Raw genomic sequence first — 18,441 nt, forward strand, 5'->3', positions numbered from 1 at the left:
CCAAGGGGCGAGCAACCACAACGGAGGAAAGATGTTCGCTGCCTACGTCACGGTCACCATTCTGGCGTCGGTCTTCACCGGCTTCGCCGCTGCCACCTATCTGATCGGCCACGACTACCCGAAGGCACAGGCGGACATGAAGGGCGTGCCGCGCTCTTGGGTACCGCGGTTGGGCGTGGCGCTGGCGGCAGGGTCGTTGGGGCTGCTGGCCGGCTTCGCCGTACCGCTGCTGGGCACTCTCGCCGCCTCCGGGCTGGTGCTGTATTTCATCGGCGCGCTCATCGCGCACCTGCGCGTCGGCTCCCGCCAGCTGGTGGGTTGGGCCGTATTCTTCGTCACCGTGGTGGCCGCACTGACGGTGAATGTGCTCCACCACTGGTGAACCGTCAGCTATGACGTGAGGCAGCCGTCGCGCATCTGGACGGCTCGGTCGCAGCGTGCGGCGATAGCTGTGTCATGGGTGGCCATGATGAGAGTCGTGCCCTGCTCATCGCGCAACCTCAGCAAGAGGTCGACGATCGCGGTGCCGGTCTGACTGTCGAGATTGCCAGTGGGTTCGTCGGCCAGCAACAGGGCAGGTTGGTTGATCAGCGCGCGGGCGATTGCGACCCGTTGCTGCTGCCCACCGGAGAGCCGCGACGGCAGGGCGGCGGCCCGGTCGGCGAGCCCCACCATCGCCAGCAGCTCCTGTGCACGGGCGACCTTGTCGAAATCGGTGCGGAACGGAATCAGCGGTGCCATGACGTTGTCCAGGGCAGTGAGCGTGGGCAGCAGGTGGAACCGTTGGAACACGAAGCCGACCCGCCGCCGGTAGGCCGCCAACCCCCGGCCGGACAGGCCGGTCACCTCCTGACCGCCGACCTCGATGGTGCCACCGTCACACCGTTCGATGGCGCCGATCAGGTGCAGGAGCGTCGACTTGCCAGAGCCGCTCGGCCCGGTCAACGCGATAGCGGTGCCGGCGGCGATCGCGAGGCTGACGTCGTTCACCGCCACCAGCGGTGCACCGTCGGGCAGCGGGAAGGACTTCCGTACCCGGGTGAGACACACAAGCGGCATGGTGACAGTGCTCGACGCCGCAGCTGACGTCCGTTCCATCGGACCTACTCCTTTGCCGCTCACCCCTCGGCGAGCAGGTGGGCGGTGGGCAGTCGGCGGAGCACGGCGATCGGCACCACCACCGACAGGGCGGAGACGGCAACGCCGAACACCAGGGCGGCTCCAGAACACCAGAGGATCGAAGCGGTGACGCCCCCGGTGAAGGCCGCCGCCGCGCCAAGGCCGGCAGCGGCACCGAGCGTGCCGCCGATGGCACCCATCCCGATGGCCTCGATGATGACCAGCCGGTTCAGCATTGCGTCGGTCCAGCCGACGGCACCGAACAGGGCGAACTCGGCGGCGCGCTCGGAGATGTTGAGATAGAGCACGTCAGCGACCGAGACGATGCCCAGCATGATCGTGACCGCCACCGCGATGTGATCGATGGTGCGGGCCTGGAGGGTGATGGCGTCACCGAGCAGGGTGCCGGTGATCGCCCCACGGAACGCGAACGTGACGGCCAACAACATGGTCAGTGCGGCCACCCCGATCATCAGACTCAGCGCCCCGAGCGCGGTCCGACCGGGTGTGCGGGCAAGGTTGGCCAGGGCGAGGGTGACCAGCCGGCGCGGCGCCTGCCGGCGGAGGGCGAAACCCGCGACGGCGGGGCGGATGATCTCGCCGGGGTCCGGCCGGGCGGCCCGCCAGGCCGGCCAGCCGCCGGCGAGCAGGGCAAGGGCCACCGCTGCGGGTACGGCGAGCAGCGTGTGGATCCAGGCGATGTTGAGCCCGAGACCGAACGCGATCCCGAGCGCCAGCCCGGTGCCCACGATGCCCGCGGCGAGACCGATGCCGACGATCTCGATGAACATCAACTGGAGTAGGTGCCGTCGGCCCCAGCCGAGGCAGGTGAGGATGCCGAACTCGGTGCGTCTGGCGCGGATGGCGGCGGTGTTGGCGTTGAGCACCGCCAGCGCGCACACCGCGAGCACCAGGACGGACAGCAGCACGCTCTTGCGGTCGGCCGCGCGGACGAGCACCGAAGCGACGCCCTTCTGCACCCAGGGCTCGGCCACGGCGAGATCGGGCCGGCCGTAGTTACCCGCCGGATAGTGCACGGTCACCGCGGTGGGTGACGACCCCAGGGTTATGTCGACCTGCAGGCCGGTGCGTTGCGCGATCTCCTCGGCGATCAACCGGACCCGCTCCCGAGAGACCGGGTCGATGCCGACCTCTCCGGCCAGCCGGACTCGCACCACGCTGATCGGTGCGCTGGTGTTGAGCTGGTACTCCGGGTAGCTGGGCTCGGTGCTGTACGCGCCGGGATCGAAGATGGCCGGCAGGGCCGCCATGGTGGTGAGCATCAGCGGAGGTTGGCTGAGCAGGCCGGTGACGTTCGAATTCGGGGCCAGCCGTCGGCCGCCCAGCGCCTGCCGTGACGTTTCGTCGGCGCCCTCGGCGCCCGGGTTGAAGTACGTGTCCATGGGCACGGCCGACAGCGCGCTGCCCAGCGAAACCTTGGCGGGGTCGAAGGTGCCCACCGCGCCCAGCGCGGCATCGGGCATGCTCACGTCCCCCGGCTGCTCCTCGTAACCGTGCGCCAGGTTCCGATGGACGGCCACCTCGCTGCGCACGCTGGTGTCGGCGAACTCCATCGGCACGTGCCGGGACGACCCGCCGTCGTCGGCGCCCTGACCCCAGATCTTCAGGTCGTACGGATCTGGCTGGGCCCGCAGACCGTCCCCGGCCCGTACCCTCTTCGGCGGTCCGACGGTCCAGAACTGGTCGAGCCACCTGGTGTTCGACGTTGCCAGGTCGTACTCGACGCCGAGGTCGTCGGGGCGGAGCATCCGGTCGAGCAGGTTCTGGTACGGCTCTTCGAACGACATCGTCCGTTGGGCGACCGGCGTGCCGGACTCGTTGACCAGAGCGGCGCGGAGCCGCTGGTCGTCGGCGGATCTCCGGACCAGCTCGGGCGCGTCGGAGTTCAGGCGCTGCACTGTGACGTTGAGCGTCCTGTCGACCTGGGGTCGGTCCGCGACGAGGATCGGGAGCACCGAGTAGGGGTACGGCATTCCGTCCAGCCGCCGTGAGGTCGGCGCTTCGGCCGAGGTGAAGTATCGGCCCGAGGTGACGGCCTGGTCCAGCCCGGCCAGCGCGGCCTCCGACTCCGGGTCGACCGCGGCCATCAGGAACGGCACCGTCCACGCCAACGTGACTGTCGGCCGCGTCGATTTTCCCTCGCGATCCGTCGAGCCCATGCCGCCGACGCACGTCAACGACGATCGGGCTCGGAGGTCGGTCGGTGCGAGCCACTCCTCCGCGGTGATGGCCGGAGCTGCTGGGCAGATCTTCACCCGCTGGCCGTCGGCGTCGACCTCCTCCGGCGGCGGCAGGCCCCCGCCGCTCTTCAGTTCGCTGTTCGGCACCACGTCCAGCCGGTTCCGCGTCGCGTAGAGGAACGCCGGCCCGTCCGGGATCTGGCTCAGCCCCGCGTCCGTCGCCCAGGTCGGCTGGACCCGCAAGACCTGACGCTCGGCGGTCGGGTCAAGGTGATCCGACAGGTCGACCGTCACGGGCACTGTGCGCATCACGTACCCGATCATCGCGACCGGTGCCGCCACCGACACCCCGCGCACCGCCTCGATCTCGCGCCACTGATCGTGGGTGATGCCGCCACGCATGCCCGCCAACTGGCCCGACTGGACCAGATTGCGCTCCTGCTCCAGCGGCAGCACCGCATCCTTGGGGCGTACCAGCAGGTCGTAGACCGGGCGGTAGTTGGCGCTGACCGCGCCCACCGCATCCAGCCGGGAGGTTACAGCGGCCCCGGTGAGCACTGTGAACCCGGCTACCGCGACGGCGATCATCGAGAGCAGAGCCAGCGACCGGCGCAGCCGTACGCGCCACTGCGACGCGGCTATCCCCAGCATCGACGCCCCGCCCCGCATCATTGGTCCTCCTGTGGGAAATCATACGACCTTTCTCCTTCTCCGCGGGTGCGACGGTTGTCGACGGAGCGAGCAGGGCATTGCCGAGTCATTGGCGCGCATCTATAGTTCGCGGACCACAACAATCATGGCCGTGGTGACGCGGCCGGGTCGTCGAAGCGCTTCGACGATTCGTCGTTTCAGGCCCGTCAGCCGGGTGTCGAGCCTGGTCACGCCGGTCTCGGCGCCCCGCTGGGCGTCTGTCGTACGACATGAGGAGAACCGCATGCGGAACTGGCGCCTCCGGCGCGGAATCACCGCGCTCGCGCTCGCCCTGCTAGCCCTACCGGCCGTTCCCGGCACCGCGCTCGCCGAACCCACCTACCCGTTCCGAGATCCCCACCTGCCCGTGAACGCCCGGGTCGACGACCTGCTCGGCCGTCTCACCCAGGACGAGAAGATCTCGTGGTTGCACCAGTACCAGCCGGCCATTCCCCGGCTGGGCATCGGCCTGTTCAAGACCGGCACCGAGGCGCTGCACGGGGTGGCGTGGTCCACCGACATCGACAACAACGGCGCGGTGGTCAAGGCCCGGGGCACCGTCTTCCCGCAGCCGGTGGGTATGGCGAGCACCTGGAACACCGACCTGATCCAGCAGGTCGGCTCTGCCGTCGGCGACGAGGCGCGTGGCTACCACGCGCAGAACCCCCGGGTCTGGGGGCTCAACCTCTGGGCGCCGGTGGTCAACCTGCTGCGTGACCCCCGGTGGGGCCGCAACGAGGAGGGCTACTCGGAGGACCCGCTGCTCACCGCGGCGATCTCCACGGCGTACGGCTCGGGGATGACCGGCGGTGACCCGAACCACCTGAAGAGTGCTCCGACCCTCAAGCACTACCTGGCCTACAACAATGAGGTCCGGCGTGACGTGACCTCCTCGAACGTGCCGCCTCGGGTGCTCAACGAGTACGACCGGGCCGCCTTCGAGCCGGCCATCGCCGCCGACGCGGCGACCGGGATGATGGCCGCGTACAACCTGGTCAACGGCCGTCCGGCCACAGTGGACCCGGACCTGGCCACTGTCGTACGCGGTTGGACCGACCAACCGCTGATGAACGTCACGGACGCCTGGGCGCCGAACAACCTCGTCGCCTCGCAGGGGTACTACGCCACCCAGGCCGAGGGCAACGCGGCGATCATCAAGGCCGGCCTGAACAGCTTCATCACCGACGACACCAACGCCCAGCCGACCATCACCGCCATCAAGCAGGCCCTCGCCACCGGCCTGCTCACCCAGGGGGACATCGACGCCCGGATCCGCGAGATCCTGAACGTCCGGTTCCGGCTGGGTGAGTTCGACCCGGGCGGCGGCCGGTACGGCGGCATCACCCCGGACGTCATCAACAGCCCCGAACACCAGCGACTCGCCCGGCAGGCCGCCGGTGAGGCGATGGTGCTGCTGAAGAACCAGCAGCAGGCGCTGCCGCTGGATCCCGCCCGGACCCGCAAGGTGGCAGTGCTCGGCCCGCTGGCCGACACCCTCTACTCGGACTGGTACGGCGGCGACCTGCCGTACCAGGTGACCGCACTCGGCGGCATCCGCGAACGGCTGGGCAGCTCGGCCAGTGTGAGCGGGCTGGACGGGGCGGACCGGATCGCTCTGAAGGACGTGTCGACCGGCCGGTACGTCTCGGCCACCGGCACCACCGACGCCGACCGCGTCCTCGGGACCGGTGCCACCCCGGCGCTCGTCGCCCAGTTCGACGTGGTCGACTGGGGGCAGGACGTGGTGACGCTGCGCAACGCCGCGAACGGCCGCTACCTCGGCTACAACTGGGGGCCGTTCCTCACCCGCGACGAGCAGCCGAACGGCTGGTACGTCCAGCAGCAGTTCAAGCTGGAGCCGCAGGCCGACGGCACTGTGGTGCTGCGCTACGTGGGCTACGAGACCAAGGAGAGCTGGTTCGGCGCCGACACGTACGTGACGGTCGGTGACGACGGTGCCCTCAAGCTCGGCGCATCCACCCCGGCCGCCGCGACCCACTTCAGTCGCGAGGTGATTAGCAGCGGGATCGACCGGGCGGTGGCGGCGGCCAAGGCCGCCGACACCGCCGTGCTGGTGGTCGGCAGCAACCCGTTCATCAACGGCCGCGAGGCACACGACCGGACCTCCACCGCGCTGAGCGCCGGCCAGGAGGCGCTGGTCAAGGCCGTGGCCAGGGCCAACCCGCGGACCGTGCTCGTGCTCCAGACCAGCTACCCGGTCACCATCCGGTGGGAGCAGGAGCACGTGCCGGCCATCGTCTGGACCACCCACGCGGGCGCGGAGACCGGTCACGCCATCGCCGACGTCCTCTTCGGCGACCGCAACCCGTCCGGCCGGCTCACCCAGACCTGGTACCGCTCGGATTCGCAACTGCCACCGGACCTGCTGGAGTACGACATCATCTCGTCCGGGCAGACCTACCTGTACAGCCGCGCGAAGCCGCTCTACCCGTTCGGCCACGGGCTGTCGTACACCCGCTTCCGGTACGGCCAGCTACGTGCCGGTGCCCAGTCGGTCGCGGCCGACGGCACCATCACGGCCAGTGTCGACGTGACAAACGTCGGCAGCCGGGCCGGGACCGAGGTCGTCCAGCTCTACACCCACCAGCGCACGTCGCGGGACACCACCCCGATCCGCCAGCTCAAGGCGTTCCAGCAGGTGAAACTCGCCCCCGGGGAGACCCGTACGGTGACCCTGCGCCTGCCCGCCGCCGACCTGGCGCACTGGGACGTCACCCGCAGCAGGTGGGTTGTCGAGTCGTCCGTCCACGACCTGATGGTCGGGGCGTCCGTCGAGGACATCCGGGCCCGCGCCGCGGTCCGGGTCCGCGGTGAGACCATCCCGGCCCGCGACCTGTCCCGGCCCACCAGGGCGGAGAACTTCGACAGGTACGCGGGGGTCAGGCTCGTCGACGAGACGAAACCCAGCGGTACGGCGGTCGGCGCCACCGCGGCCGGTCAGTGGATCTCCTTCGACGGTTCCGCGCTGCGTGCCGGCGCGCGCACCTTCACCGCGACTGTCGCCAGGGCCGGTGCGGGCGCCGGCACCGTCCAGATCCGGTTGGGGTCGCCCACCGGTCGGCTGCTCGGCACGGCCACAGTGCCCAGCACCGGCGACGACTACCGGTACGTCAGCACCAGCACCCAGTTGGCCCGGGCCGTCGGCAACCATGACGTGTTCCTGGTGTTCGACTCCCCGCTGCGGCTGGCGGAATTCTCCATCAGGTGACCGGAGCCCGGGGCCGGGTCGATCGTCGACCCGGCCCCGGGCCTGCGGCTGGTCAACTCGCGGTGCAGGTCAACGTCGGCGTGCTGGGCGTGCCGGTGGACGAGCCGAGGAACCCGAACGCCGTGCTGGCGCCGGCACCGAGTGCCCCGTTGTAGGCGACGTTGCGGGCGGTGACCGCGGATCCCTGGCTCGTGACTGTCGCGTTCCAGGCCTGGGTGACGCTCTGCCCGCCGGCGAAGGTCCACGTCACGGTCCAGTTGCTGATCGCCGCGGTCCCCGCGGTGACCCGCACCTCACCCTGGAAGCCGCCGGTCCACTGGCTGGTCACCGCGTACGTCGCGGTGCAGCCGGCCGCCGGCGGTGGGGTGGTCGGCGGTGGGGTGGTGGGTGGCGGTGTGGTGGGTGGCGGCGTGGTGACGGCACCGCCCCAACCGGCGGTGGAGTCCAGCCAGGCGGCACGTCGCAGCATCCAGTCCCGCATGACCTGGACCTGGCCCTGCCAGGTGGGTGAGGTCGGGGTGCGGAAGAAACTGACCGTCGGTGCCGTCAGGTTCGGCCAGCGTTGGAAGTTGCGCTGGGCCGCGTTGGTCAGCGGGGTCGCCAGAGCGTTGATCCGGGTCTGGAGCGCGGCGTCGGAGAGCAGGCCCCGTCGCAGCGTCTGCCAGCGCGATCGGGCCTGGTTGACGAACGCGGGGTCGCGCAGCAACTGGGCGAACCAGTCGTTGGCCGACGGCTGCCGGGTCTGCTGGTGCTGCCACCCCGACACCTGGTCGTTGGCGAAGAATCCACCGACGCCGAAGCTGAGGTCGAAGTCCCACAGCGGCCCCGCGAAGATCTTGCTGTCCCGGTCCTTGTAGAAGTGTGAGCTGCGGACGTAGGCGTCCATCTCCCGGCTCAGCTCGTTGACGATCATGAGGTTGATGAAGGAGTCGACGTCGATGTACTTGCGGTATCCGGTGGTCGGGTCGGCGAAGTTCGACGAGTGCAGCACGTCGTTGAACTCCTGGAGGTGACCGCGTAGCCATTCCCGTTGCTGCGGTTGCAGGGGCGACGGGTCGGCGACCTCAAGGTAGTTCCAGCAGGTGGCCGCCGGCCCGGTGCACGGCAGTGTCGGCTCCTCGGCAGCCATCCACTCGAATTTCCAGATGTAGCCGCCCTGGATCTTCGGCACTGTCACGTCGTCCTCGTCCAACTGCTTGAGGTCGAGGCGGTCCTTCGAGTTCTTGATCGTCTCCATGAACATGTAGACGCCCATGTAGTCGTTGGCACCCACCGGTGCGGCGTCCGTGTTGAGGTAGAACTCGGCGAACGCGTAGCGAGGGGCGGGCAGCCCCATCTCCCGCCCGAGGTCGTAGACGAGCGCCTCACGGATCAGCGCCTTGTCGGGGAACGGGCCGCGCAACACCCAGTCGGAGTCGGCGGGCATGCCCAGCACCGGGTAGTCGGCGTCGTCGTTCTCGTTGTCCCAGAACTCGACGCGGAACGGCGTCTTCTCGAACGTCGCCGACGAGTTGCCGCGCAGCCGGAATCCCGCCCGGGTGCTGAGCGTTGGTGCGGCCGACAGTGACGTGGTGCCGCCGCCCTCCGGTTCGAAGATCATGGTCGTCGCGTCAAAGTACTCACGGTTGGGCCGGCCCGCACCGTACGAGTCGATCAGTACCACCGGCAGGTCGTGGGCGGTGGTGACGTTCTGGGCGGCGTACATGGCGGTGCCGGGCGCACCCGTCGGTGTCTGCCCGACGAACGCCTGTGCCCGCAACTGGGTGGTGCGGGTGAAGCGCAGCGCCGGCCCCGAATAGAGCGACGACTGGGCGGTGGGCGGCTGCCCGTTGGTGGTGTAGCGGATCTGGGCACCGCTGACCGTACTGCTCAGCGTCACCGCCACCTCCCCCTGGAAGGTGCCGCTGGGCACGGAGAAGGTGATGTCGCCGACCAGGTCGTCGGCTGCGGCCGGTGCGGCATCGGCGGCAGGGGTGCCGGAGAGGAGTTCGGCGACGGGTGGGGCGGCCTGGGCGGCGGCGGTTGCGGCGACGGTTTCGGCGCCGGCCGGTGGCGACGACACCACGAGGAGACCTGCGACGAACACGGCGGTGGCGGCGATCCCGGCGGCACGAAGGGCCGCCACCGGAAGACCGGTGTTGCGGGTGGTCATGCGCACGATGCCTCCTGTTCTGATCGGGTGGGAACTGTCAACTCCAGGAGCGCCGAGGACGGGTCGGCGCGGAAATGGCGGCGTAGCGTCCGCCGCCACGGCACATCGGGAAGGTCCAGGCGGAGAGCCGCGAGACCGGTGGCGTACTTCGAGATGCGTACGGGCCGGGTCCCGCGTTGCCACAGCGCGCGGTCGACAGGCGAAGGGGCCGAGCTGGTCTTGGTCTCGACCACGGCGATGCCGGGCAGTCGCAGGGTGCGGTCACCGTCCTGCCAGGTGAGCCCGGTGTCGATGGTGACCCGGCTCGCAGTCGCCGGCAGCAGCAGAGTGGAGCGGCGATAGCTGGTGACCAGCACCGGCTCGAGCGGACTGCCGATGAGATTGGACAGGATCGACTCCCGATCGAGCACCTCGTTGACGAACCCGCGCCCGGACCGGACGGTGCGGCGCTCCTCGGCGAGATACGGCAGTCGGTGCTTGGTCACCCGTCCCCGCGCTCCGCTGATCTTCACTTCCAGCCAGCACTGCGCCGAGTCGAGGTAGGTCCGGGTCCGCACCTTGAAGCGCCTGCGCCGCCGGTACGCGGCGCAGTGGTAGCTGGCCAGGCAGGGCGTGTCGAAGTACACGGACTCGTACCGGAAGCTGCGCCCACCATCGATGTCCAGCACCCGGGCGTACGGGGTGAGCTGGTCCAGCAGGGGCGGCAACTCGTCCACCGCGATCACGTACTTGCGGTCCACCCTGCTCTGCAGCGCCGCACGGTCGATCACCTCGGCGAGTGCGATCGGCGCCAGCCTCGCCAGTGGTTCGGCGCTCATCGGAGCGCCCCGGCCCGGACCGACTTGCTGGTGCCGGCCGCCGTGCTGCGCCGGGCGACCGAGTACCGGACGTCGACCACTGTGGTCTCGTTGACCATGTCGAGTCGCTGGACGATGGCGTTGTGCACCCGGGCATTGAGCAGTTGCTCCAGCTGGGCCACGAGAGCGACGTGATCGGTGACGGCGGAGTCGAGCACCATGATCTGGTGCCGGTAGTGCCGGAGCAGCCGTCGGTGATCACCGACGAACATCACGGCGACGATGAGTGCCATCAGGCCTCCGCTGAGCCAGACCGAGGTGGTGCTGAGTGCGCCGAGGATGCCCAGTGCGAGAGCGGAGAAGTAGTACGCGACCTCGTGCTGGTCGAGCTCCGTCGACCGCAGTCGGATGATGGAGAGCACCCCGAACAGCGCCAGCCCCAGCCCGAGCCCGGCACCCACGTCGCTGGCGCTCAGCGCGCTCGCAACCGCGAGGACGCCGACGTTGACCCCCAGGTAGGCGACGACCAGGTCACGTCGGCGGTGCCGGGGGAAGTAGAGCCCGAAGACGAGCAGCGCCACCGCGCAGATGTCGATCGCGAACAGGACGAGCTGCGACATCGCTGGGGTTCCTCCTGGTTCACCGCCGGAGGGGACCGACGCCGACGCCATCGCCGCGTGGCGACCTGCGAGAGGGGGCCGGGCCTCCGGGCTACTTTTCGGTAAACTTTCGGTATTTCGGTGGTGACTGTAAGCAGAACATTAACGTAAGTCAATGTGTGATCCGTGCGCACAGTCGGGTCACTGAGCCGCCTGGCATGGGTTTGGTGCGGCTGACGTGGGCAGGCCCGGGGCGGCGCCTCGGCTCATGAGGCCGCCGAAACTTTCGGAGTCTTCCGGGCGTCGCGGCTGAGTCTTCGGCTGGCCGCTCGCTCTCTCTTGACCCAGGCGTGGGCGGGGCTCATTAACCGCGGTTCCTTTGGAGCTGATGCCGCAAACGAATCAGGCGAAGGCCTTGGCGGCTAGCCCAGCCTCGTCGCCGCGGATTCGTCGGACGACGGGGGCAGGGGTGGGCGGTCGGCATGGTTGATCTGCCCGATCCGGGGGCATTTCGGCATAGACGCCCTCCAATTGCCGGTTGCATTGGTCAGACGTGTGACCTACGCTCCCAGTAAGAATTTCGGGGCGGTTAACAAAGAGTGCGGTCGGGGCGACGGAAGTCCCCGCCGGCCCTTAGTGGCGTCGCTGTTCCGTACTCGTCGCTCGATACGCACTGTGGGCACCACATCGACGACCAGTGAGAGGAACAGACGTGAAGTCAGCCATATCCACCGCTCGAATGTCAGTGTTGGCGGCGGCGGCGCTTGTCGCCGCCATGCTGCCGGCAGTGCTGACGAACCAACTACCGGCCTCGGCCGCAGTCCAGGCAACCTACTATGTTGCCCCGGACGGTAATGACGCCAATCCGGGGACCATTCAATCGCCGTTCAAGACGGTTGAACGCGCGCGGGACGTGGTTCGCACGATAAATTCGACAATGAGTGGTGACATCAACGTGTATCTCCGCGGCGGGAGATACCCGGTCACCAGCACCGTCGAGTTCGGTGCCAGCGACTCCGGAAACAACGGGTTCCGGGTCGCCTACGCCGCCTACCCCGGCGAGACGCCGGTCCTCGACGGCGGCGTCCCGGTGACCGGATGGTCCCAGCACACCGGCAATATCTGGAAGGCGCCGCTCGACCGCGCCAACAAACTGCGGGCGCTCTACGTCAATGACAAGCGCGCGTTCATGGCGTCGAAGACGATCAGCTCGGCGGGCTGTTACGGGACGTACAACATCACTGCCAATCAGGCCGCGTGGGCCTGGGAATCTGGCTCGCAGTGCGACGGCGCAAAATACAGCCTGAACGATTTCCCTGCCGTCGCCCGCAACCAGGACGACATCGAGATCGAGACGGGCACGACCTGGACCACTGCCATCGTGGGCGTCCGCCAGGTGACCACGAGTTCCGACGGCGCGAACCGGGTCGCCCTCTTCCAGCAACCAGGCGCGGCCATCGCGCAGGGCGCGTTCAACGGCAATGCCCAGGTCGGTGGAACCCACAAGCTCATGAACGCGTACGAGTTCCTGGACGCCCCCGGTGAGTTCTACTTCGACAAGGGCACCCGGACGCTCTACTACTACAAGGCCAGTTCCGAGAACATGTCGACAGCGACGGTCTACGCGCCGAACAACGTCTCCACCGTGCTGCGGGTCGCCGGCACCTCGACGAGCAGCCACGCGCGCAACATCACCTTCTCCGGCCTGACGGTGCAGCACTCCGACTGGAACCTGGTCAACGTCGCAGGCTCGGTCCTCAAGCAGGCGCAGCAGGGCAACCTGAGCGCGAACGTGTACGCAAAGGGCAACTTCCACGTCTACCACTACCGCAACGTCGACGTGGTTCCCGGCATCGTCCAGGTGCAGAACGCCGACGGGATCCTCCTGCAACGCAACCGGATCCAACACACCGGTGCCGACGGGATCAGCATGGTCAACGACGTGCAGGGCACACAGTTGATCGGCAACCACACCAACGACATCGCCGGGTCCGCGATCCTCATCGGCCATCCCCAGCACGTCTACATCGGGGACGGCACGTCGACCAACCGGGAGAAGTACTCGGCGTCGGTCGAGGGGCTACCGAAGAACATCGACATCAAGAACAACTACCTCTACGACAGCGCGGTTCTGTTCAACGGGCACAGCCCCATCTCCGCGTACTTCGCCGACACCCTCACCATCCAGCGAAACCGGATCGAGAAGACCCCGTGGTCCGGCATCACGCTCGGCTGGGGCTGGTGGAACTTCGACGGGTCGTCGGGCTCGATCGTGCCGAACCGGCCGACCACGACGGCGAGGAACAACACCATCAGTTACAACCACATCATCGACACGGTGCAGCGCCTCAGCGACACGGCCCCCATCTACACGCTCGGAAGTCAGCCCGGGACCACCATCACCAACAACTATCTCCAGGGGGTTCCGTCGGGCCACAAGTACGGACTGCACCCGGACGAGGGATCGGCGTTCATCACGTTCCGCGACAACGTGCTGAGTATCGACAAGAACGTCACCTGGATGATCAACTCGGACGACTTCGGCCGGAAGCACGATCTGAGCATCACGCAGATCTACGGCCCGATCAACAAGGTCTCGAACAAGAACCTGCCGAACAGCACCGTCGCCGACATCCTCGTCTCCTCCGACTACGTCTGGCCGGCGGCGGCGTACGGCATCGCCGCGAATTCCGGCCTTGAGGACGCGTACCGGGACATCATTCCGGCGAGCAATCTCTCCGCACCGAACTATGTGCTGCCGGCCAGCACCTTCGTCGCCAGTGCCACCGCGTCGATCCCGATCCGGAGCATCGGCGACGCCACCAGGTCGGTCTGGTTGGCTCCGTCCGGCACGACCACCTTCACCGCCGGGGCGACGATGACCAGGGCGGCCGGCACCGCCACGTCCATCGCCGTGCCGGCCACTCAGGGCGAGTACCGGCTCTTCGTCGTCGACGCACAGGGCAACCGGTCGGCCGAGTCGACATCGATCGTCCGGCAGCAGCAGGGCGGTGGCAGCGGTACGGGGAGCGGGCAACTCGTGGGTGGCCAGTCCGGCCGCTGTGCCGAGGTGCCCAACTCCTCGACCACCAACGGCACCCAGACCCAACTCTGGGACTGCTCCACCGGCGCCAACCAGCGGTGGACCCACACCGCCAGCAAGCAGCTGACCGTGTACGGCAACAAGTGCCTGGACGCTTCCGGGGCGGGCACTGCCAACGGCACCGCGGTCATCATCTGGGACTGCCACGGCGGGCTCAACCAGCAGTGGAACGTCAACGCCAACGGCACGGTGACGAACGCCCAGTCGGGGCTCTGCCTCGACGCCAACGGTGCCGCCACCGCCAACGGCACGAAACTCATCCTCTGGTCCTGCAACGGCGGCACGAACCAGCGGTGGACGCTGCGTAGCTGACCGGCAAGACCCCGGGGCCAGGCCGACACGGGCCTGGCCCCGGCTATTTCTGGTAGCCGTAGTTGTCGCAGGTCCGGCGTCCCTGGACGCAGTTCCTGGTGCGCTTGTTCATGGTGTTGACATCCCACATCACGAACGCGTCGCCGTGCATCGACGAGGCGCTCTTACCCTCCTTGTCGGAGGAGAGGTAGTAACCGGCCGGGGTGCCCTTGGCCGGGTACTGGATGTCGAAGGTGATCGCCGGGATCCGCACCGGGTGGCTGGTCGGGCAGGAGTTGCCGCTGCCGTACGCCACATGGTCCTTGTGGTTGGGGCTGTCCAGGTGCTTGCCGTCCCAGCAGTCCGGGAACTGCATCATGAAGTGCAGCGTCGCGTCGCCTCCGCAGATGGGCCAGTTGCCGTTGGTGCTGCGGGCGATGCCGTCGAGGTCACCGGGGCCGTAGAAGGCGCAGTAGAACTGGCCGGTCGCGCCGCGCGGCGTCGGCTTCTTCTTCTTGGCGTCACCGGAGATCATGCGCAGGCCGTTGGGCATCGGCATCTGGCCGGTCGAGTTCTTTGCGAGCGAGCGGTAGTAGACCCGGAATCCGGTGGTCTCGACAGGCTTTCCGGTCGCGTTGTCGTAGAGCGTGGGCACCCAGTAGGCGGAGTGGTCCTGGACGGGCTTGCAGGAGGTGGCAGTGAACGTCGTCAGGTCGCCGGCGACGGTGTTCGCGTCGACGGCCTTGTTGCCGACGAACGAGTGCATGTGTGACGCGCCCGGTAGGCCGGGGGCCACGATCGGGTCGTCAGGTAGCCGGTGGCTGTACTGGCAGTCCGCCCGGAACTCCGGCAGGTTGCCCACACCGGACGGGACGGGGTCGACCTTCAACGCCCGGTACGCGTCGGCCTGCGCCTTCCAGGCCGCCCGGTCGACGGGAATCCAGCCGGTAGCGGGGATCTTCGGCGCGACGGCTGTCGACGGTGTCGTGCCGGTCGATGGGGTCGGGGGAACCGTCGGCGGCGCGGATTCCGACGTCGCCGCGTCGGACCGTGGCTGCCCGGCCGACGGCGACGGGTATTGCAGGGCGTTGGCCGCGTTCGACGGCTCGGGCGTCACCCCACCGTTGCCCAGGTACACGCCCCCGGCCGCGACGACGAGCAGGACTGCCACTCCGGCGGCCACGCCGAGTTTGTTGCGGGCCGGCCACCCCGGAAGGCGATGACGGGACGGCGGCGGGCTCTCGTACGACACCTGTCACTCCCAACGAGCCGACATGAGGCTGACCCGAATGGCCACGGCCGCCGAATGGTAGGCGCCCACCGCCCGTACTCGACAGTTCCTTATACCTTCCTTAAAGTGCGCGGCCCCTGGTGTCCACACTGGTCAGTGGGTCGCGCCTGGCCACGGACGCAGAGCAGCCGAATGTTGCGGATTACCGTTCTCGCTGGGTGATATGTATCGCTTTCCCAATCCGTCGAAGGTGAAGGTTGCCTCGGGCTACCGTGTCCCCGGTTCAAGTGATCATCGTGAGCGGTCGACCCCCGACCGGACTCACGGGAACCGGGTTGCATACCCGAAGGAGGTTCCATGGCTCGCACCCGCATGATTGGGGCGTTTGCCGCTGTCCTCGTCCTACCGGCTCTCACTGTCACAGCCGTGACGTCGCCGGCGTCGGCGCAAGCCGCCGCGCCGAAGGTCGCCCCGCCGAGTGACATGCGTGAGCTCACCCGGAAGGACTTCACGCTGGACGGTCGACCGATCGAGACGCCCTCGCGGTACCAGCCGCGCACGAGCGCGCGGAGGCAGGCGCAGTCGGTCGAGACGCCGGCGGTCGGCACGGTCCGTCAGTGGCTCGGCCTCGACGACGTCCAGGGCTCGGTCTACCGCAAGGACTACACATTGCGGGCGGTCGGTGAGCACATCGAGGTCTGGGTCGCCAACGACCTGTCCTTCCCGGCCGGTGACTGCCGCGCCCAGGTGCCGTCCTCGACGCAGATCACCGACGCGCAGGTGAAGCACCTCGTCGACGAGTTCGACACGAACATGTACCCGAAGGAAACCAACGCCTTCAGCACCCCGCCGGACCGGGACGGCACCAACGCCCAGATCGGTCCGGACGCCAACGGCAATGGTGGGGTCTACACCGGCGCCGGCAACAAGACCGTCACCCTCGTCGACAACGTGCGGGACGACAACTACTACACGTTCCCGGCGGCACCGACGTACATCGCCGGGTTCTTCTCCGCGCAGTTCAACGAGTTGCTCGACCGCAACGTGATGACCGTCGACGCGTTCGACTGGCTCCACCGCATGACGGCGAACCCGCCGGACGAGCCGACCAGCGACCTGTGCACCAGTCGGGGCGCCCGGCCGAACAGCTACGAGGGCACGTTCGCGCACGAGTGGCAGCACCTCGCCCACTACTACGCGGACCCGTTCGAGGGTAACTGGATCAACGAGGGTCTCTCGGACTTCGCCATGTCGTTGACCGGATACAGCGACTCGAAGGCCACGGTCTTCGACCGGGGAGCCGACGGTCACCTCTACTGCTACCAGGGGTTCGGCACGGTCCAGACGCCGTACAACACCAATCCGCGGGACTGCGGCGGGCCGGAGAACTCCCTCACCCTCTGGGACGAGAGCCCCAACCCGAACGCGGTCCTCGCCGACTACGGCAACGCGTACTCGTTGATGCTCTTCCTGTACGACCGCTACGGTGCCGACTTCATGTCCCGGTTGCACCGCGACGGTGCCCGGCAGGGCCTCGCGAGCCTGGACGCCGAGCTGGAGACGGTCGGAGTCCACGACGTCTACCAGGTCATCCACGACTTCCAGTCGATGACGCTGCTCGACAAGCTCGTCGGCGAGTCGAAGTTCGGCATCACCCTCGGCGTCGCCAAGAGCCGGGTCACCACGCCGAGCCTGCGCTCTACCGTCAACCTGGCCAGCGCGGCGGCCAACGGTACGCCGGGCGCCGCGCCGAACGGTGCCGACTACGTGCAGTTGGCCGCGGCCAAGGGCAAGGTGCTCAGCGGTCGTGACCTGCGATCGGTGCAGTTCCAGGGCGCGAAGACCCTGCCCGCGCTCCCGCTGTCGTGGACGACCACCACACAGGACCCGGACCGGCCGGGCAACGCGGTTCTCTTCTCCGGCAACGCCAACAGCCTCGACTCGACGGCGGTCACCTCCGTCGCCGTGCCGACCGCCGACCCGACGCTGCGGTTCCAGGCCAAGTACGGCGCGGAGCTCGGCTACGACTACGGCTACGTCACCGTGTCGACCGACGGCGGCGCCACGTACACCGCGATCCCCGGTGACAAGACGGTCGACGGGCCGCGCGGTCCGGCGCTCAACGGCACGACGAGCGGCTTCGAGGCCCGCTCGTACGACCTGTCGGCGTACGCCGGGAAGAGCGTGCTGCTCGGCTTCCAGTACATCAGCGATGGCGGCACCAACGAGGGCGGCCTGCTGCTCGACGACATCACCGTCGGCGGGAACCTGCTCAGCGACGGCGCCAGCCTGGCACCGTTCGACTCGCCCACGGAGATCCGGCCGACCCAGATCAACAACTGGAACCTGCGGCTCATCGGCATCGACGAGAAGCACTCGATCGCCTGGCAGTTCGAGAAGAACGGTCGCTCCGAGGTCACGATCGGCAAGCTTGAGCTGGCCGTGCTGGACGCCTTCCCGAAGGTCGTCGCCGTGGTGGCGTACGACGAGCCGACCGAGCAGGTGCGGCAGTACGCACCGTACAAGCTCACTGTGAACGGTGTGGTCCAGCCCGGTGGTAGCAACTCGCTGAGCTGATTACACCCCGGTTGCGGGGGCACTCGCCGTCGATGTCGACGTCGGGTGCCCCCACGCTGGGGCCGGGTCGGCTCGGCCGGAAAATGTCGGCCGGGAAGGTGCTGCCGGAAAGCGCGCGGGTATTGCAGGGCGATGACATCAACCTGGAAGCCGCACGAGAAGCACGGCGGCCTGTCGGACAAGGACAAGCGCGAGCTGCCGGAGACCGTCTTCGCGTTCCCCGGCAAACGCAAGGAACCGATGACCGATGCCAGCCACGTCCGCAACGCCATCGCCCGGTTCGATCAGGTCCAGGGCGTCACCGACAAGGACCGGGACCTGGCCTTCCAGAACATCCTCGCCGCAGCCAAGCACTACGGTGTCGACGTCGCCGAGACGAACTGGCGTCAACTCGGCAAGCTCCCGCACACTCCGAATCCCGCCCACTGACGGGATGCTCGCACGTTTCGGCG

The 18,441-nt window shown here is 68.3% G+C and carries 11 protein-coding genes; 5 read left to right on the plus strand and 6 right to left on the minus strand.

Translation table 11 applies throughout. The features are described from left to right. The first annotated feature begins 31 nt into the window (after positions 1 to 31). Positions 32 to 382 (plus strand): DoxX family protein, encoded by a 351-nt coding sequence (locus IW249_RS15355; RefSeq protein WP_196921389.1) that lies wholly within the window; start codon positions 32 to 34, stop codon positions 380 to 382. A gap of 8 nt (positions 383 to 390) precedes the next feature. Here the strand turns inward: IW249_RS15355 and IW249_RS15360 are convergent, their stop codons facing one another. After that, positions 391 to 1,098 (minus strand): ABC transporter ATP-binding protein, encoded by a 708-nt coding sequence (locus IW249_RS15360; RefSeq protein WP_269215270.1) that lies wholly within the window; start codon positions 1,096 to 1,098, stop codon positions 391 to 393. 20 nt (positions 1,099 to 1,118) lie between these two features. Then, positions 1,119 to 3,992 carry an FtsX-like permease family protein gene (locus IW249_RS15365; RefSeq protein WP_196921390.1) on the minus strand — a complete coding sequence of 958 codons (2,874 nt, stop codon included), beginning with the start codon at positions 3,990 to 3,992 and terminating at the stop codon, positions 1,119 to 1,121. 262 nt (positions 3,993 to 4,254) lie between these two features. Between IW249_RS15365 and IW249_RS15370 the strand changes: the two genes are divergently transcribed. Further along, positions 4,255 to 7,239 carry a glycoside hydrolase family 3 protein gene (locus IW249_RS15370; RefSeq protein ID WP_196921391.1) on the plus strand — a complete coding sequence of 995 codons (2,985 nt, stop codon included), beginning with the start codon at positions 4,255 to 4,257 and terminating at the stop codon, positions 7,237 to 7,239. Between the two features lie 52 nt (positions 7,240 to 7,291). Here the strand turns inward: IW249_RS15370 and IW249_RS15375 are convergent, their stop codons facing one another. From IW249_RS15375 to IW249_RS15385, 3 genes are read right to left on the minus strand one after another with little or no spacing between them, the layout of a single operon-like run. Further along, complete coding sequence (locus IW249_RS15375; RefSeq protein WP_196924802.1) at positions 7,292 to 9,391, minus strand: CotH kinase family protein; 2,100 nt, start codon at positions 9,389 to 9,391, stop codon at positions 7,292 to 7,294. Beyond that, positions 9,388 to 10,209 carry a polyphosphate polymerase domain-containing protein gene (locus tag IW249_RS15380; protein WP_196921392.1) on the minus strand — a complete coding sequence of 274 codons (822 nt, stop codon included), beginning with the start codon at positions 10,207 to 10,209 and terminating at the stop codon, positions 9,388 to 9,390. Before IW249_RS15380 ends, IW249_RS15375 begins: the two co-directional genes overlap by 4 nt. Continuing rightward, positions 10,206 to 10,808, minus strand: a complete 603-nt coding sequence (locus IW249_RS15385) for a DUF4956 domain-containing protein (protein ID WP_196921393.1) — start codon at positions 10,806 to 10,808, stop codon at positions 10,206 to 10,208. Before IW249_RS15385 ends, IW249_RS15380 begins: the two co-directional genes overlap by 4 nt. A 718-nt stretch (positions 10,809 to 11,526) precedes the next feature. On the opposite strand from IW249_RS15385, the gene IW249_RS15390 reads away from it, so the two are divergent. Beyond that, positions 11,527 to 14,202, plus strand: a complete 2,676-nt coding sequence (locus IW249_RS15390; RefSeq protein ID WP_372432966.1) for an RICIN domain-containing protein — start codon at positions 11,527 to 11,529, stop codon at positions 14,200 to 14,202. A gap of 43 nt (positions 14,203 to 14,245) precedes the next feature. Here the strand turns inward: IW249_RS15390 and IW249_RS34285 are convergent, their stop codons facing one another. Continuing rightward, positions 14,246 to 15,433 (minus strand): DUF1996 domain-containing protein, encoded by a 1,188-nt coding sequence (locus tag IW249_RS34285; RefSeq protein WP_196921395.1) that lies wholly within the window; start codon positions 15,431 to 15,433, stop codon positions 14,246 to 14,248. A gap of 336 nt (positions 15,434 to 15,769) precedes the next feature. Between IW249_RS34285 and IW249_RS15400 the strand changes: the two genes are divergently transcribed. After that, entirely contained in the window at positions 15,770 to 17,989 is a 2,220-nt protein-coding gene (locus IW249_RS15400; protein ID WP_196921396.1) for a M6 family metallopeptidase, read from the plus strand. Between the two features lie 132 nt (positions 17,990 to 18,121). Beyond that, positions 18,122 to 18,418: a DUF6582 domain-containing protein gene (locus IW249_RS15405; protein WP_196921397.1), complete on the plus strand. Its 297-nt coding sequence runs from the start codon at positions 18,122 to 18,124 to the stop codon at positions 18,416 to 18,418. Positions 18,419 to 18,441: the final 23 nt, after the last annotated feature.

This window comes from Micromonospora vinacea (assembly GCF_015751785.1).
GTDB lineage: Bacteria > Actinomycetota > Actinomycetes > Mycobacteriales > Micromonosporaceae > Micromonospora > Micromonospora vinacea.

Bases quoted from the DNA above. Each gene is read 5' to 3' on its own strand.
- IW249_RS15355 (WP_196921389.1), top strand. From the start codon at position 32: ATGTTCGCTGCCTACGTCACGGTCACCATTCTGGCGTCGGTCTTCACC.
- IW249_RS15360 (WP_269215270.1), bottom strand. From the start codon at position 1,098: ATGGAACGGACGTCAGCTGCGGCGTCGAGCACTGTCACCATGCCGCTT.
- IW249_RS15365 (WP_196921390.1), bottom strand. From the start codon at position 3,992: ATGATGCGGGGCGGGGCGTCGATGCTGGGGATAGCCGCGTCGCAGTGG.
- IW249_RS15370 (WP_196921391.1), top strand. From the start codon at position 4,255: ATGCGGAACTGGCGCCTCCGGCGCGGAATCACCGCGCTCGCGCTCGCC.
- IW249_RS15375 (WP_196924802.1), bottom strand. From the start codon at position 9,391: ATGACCACCCGCAACACCGGTCTTCCGGTGGCGGCCCTTCGTGCCGCC.
- IW249_RS15380 (WP_196921392.1), bottom strand. From the start codon at position 10,209: ATGAGCGCCGAACCACTGGCGAGGCTGGCGCCGATCGCACTCGCCGAG.
- IW249_RS15385 (WP_196921393.1), bottom strand. From the start codon at position 10,808: ATGTCGCAGCTCGTCCTGTTCGCGATCGACATCTGCGCGGTGGCGCTG.
- IW249_RS15390 (WP_372432966.1), top strand. From the start codon at position 11,527: ATGTCAGTGTTGGCGGCGGCGGCGCTTGTCGCCGCCATGCTGCCGGCA.
- IW249_RS15400 (WP_196921396.1), top strand. From the start codon at position 15,770: ATGGCTCGCACCCGCATGATTGGGGCGTTTGCCGCTGTCCTCGTCCTA.
- IW249_RS15405 (WP_196921397.1), top strand. From the start codon at position 18,122: ATGACATCAACCTGGAAGCCGCACGAGAAGCACGGCGGCCTGTCGGAC.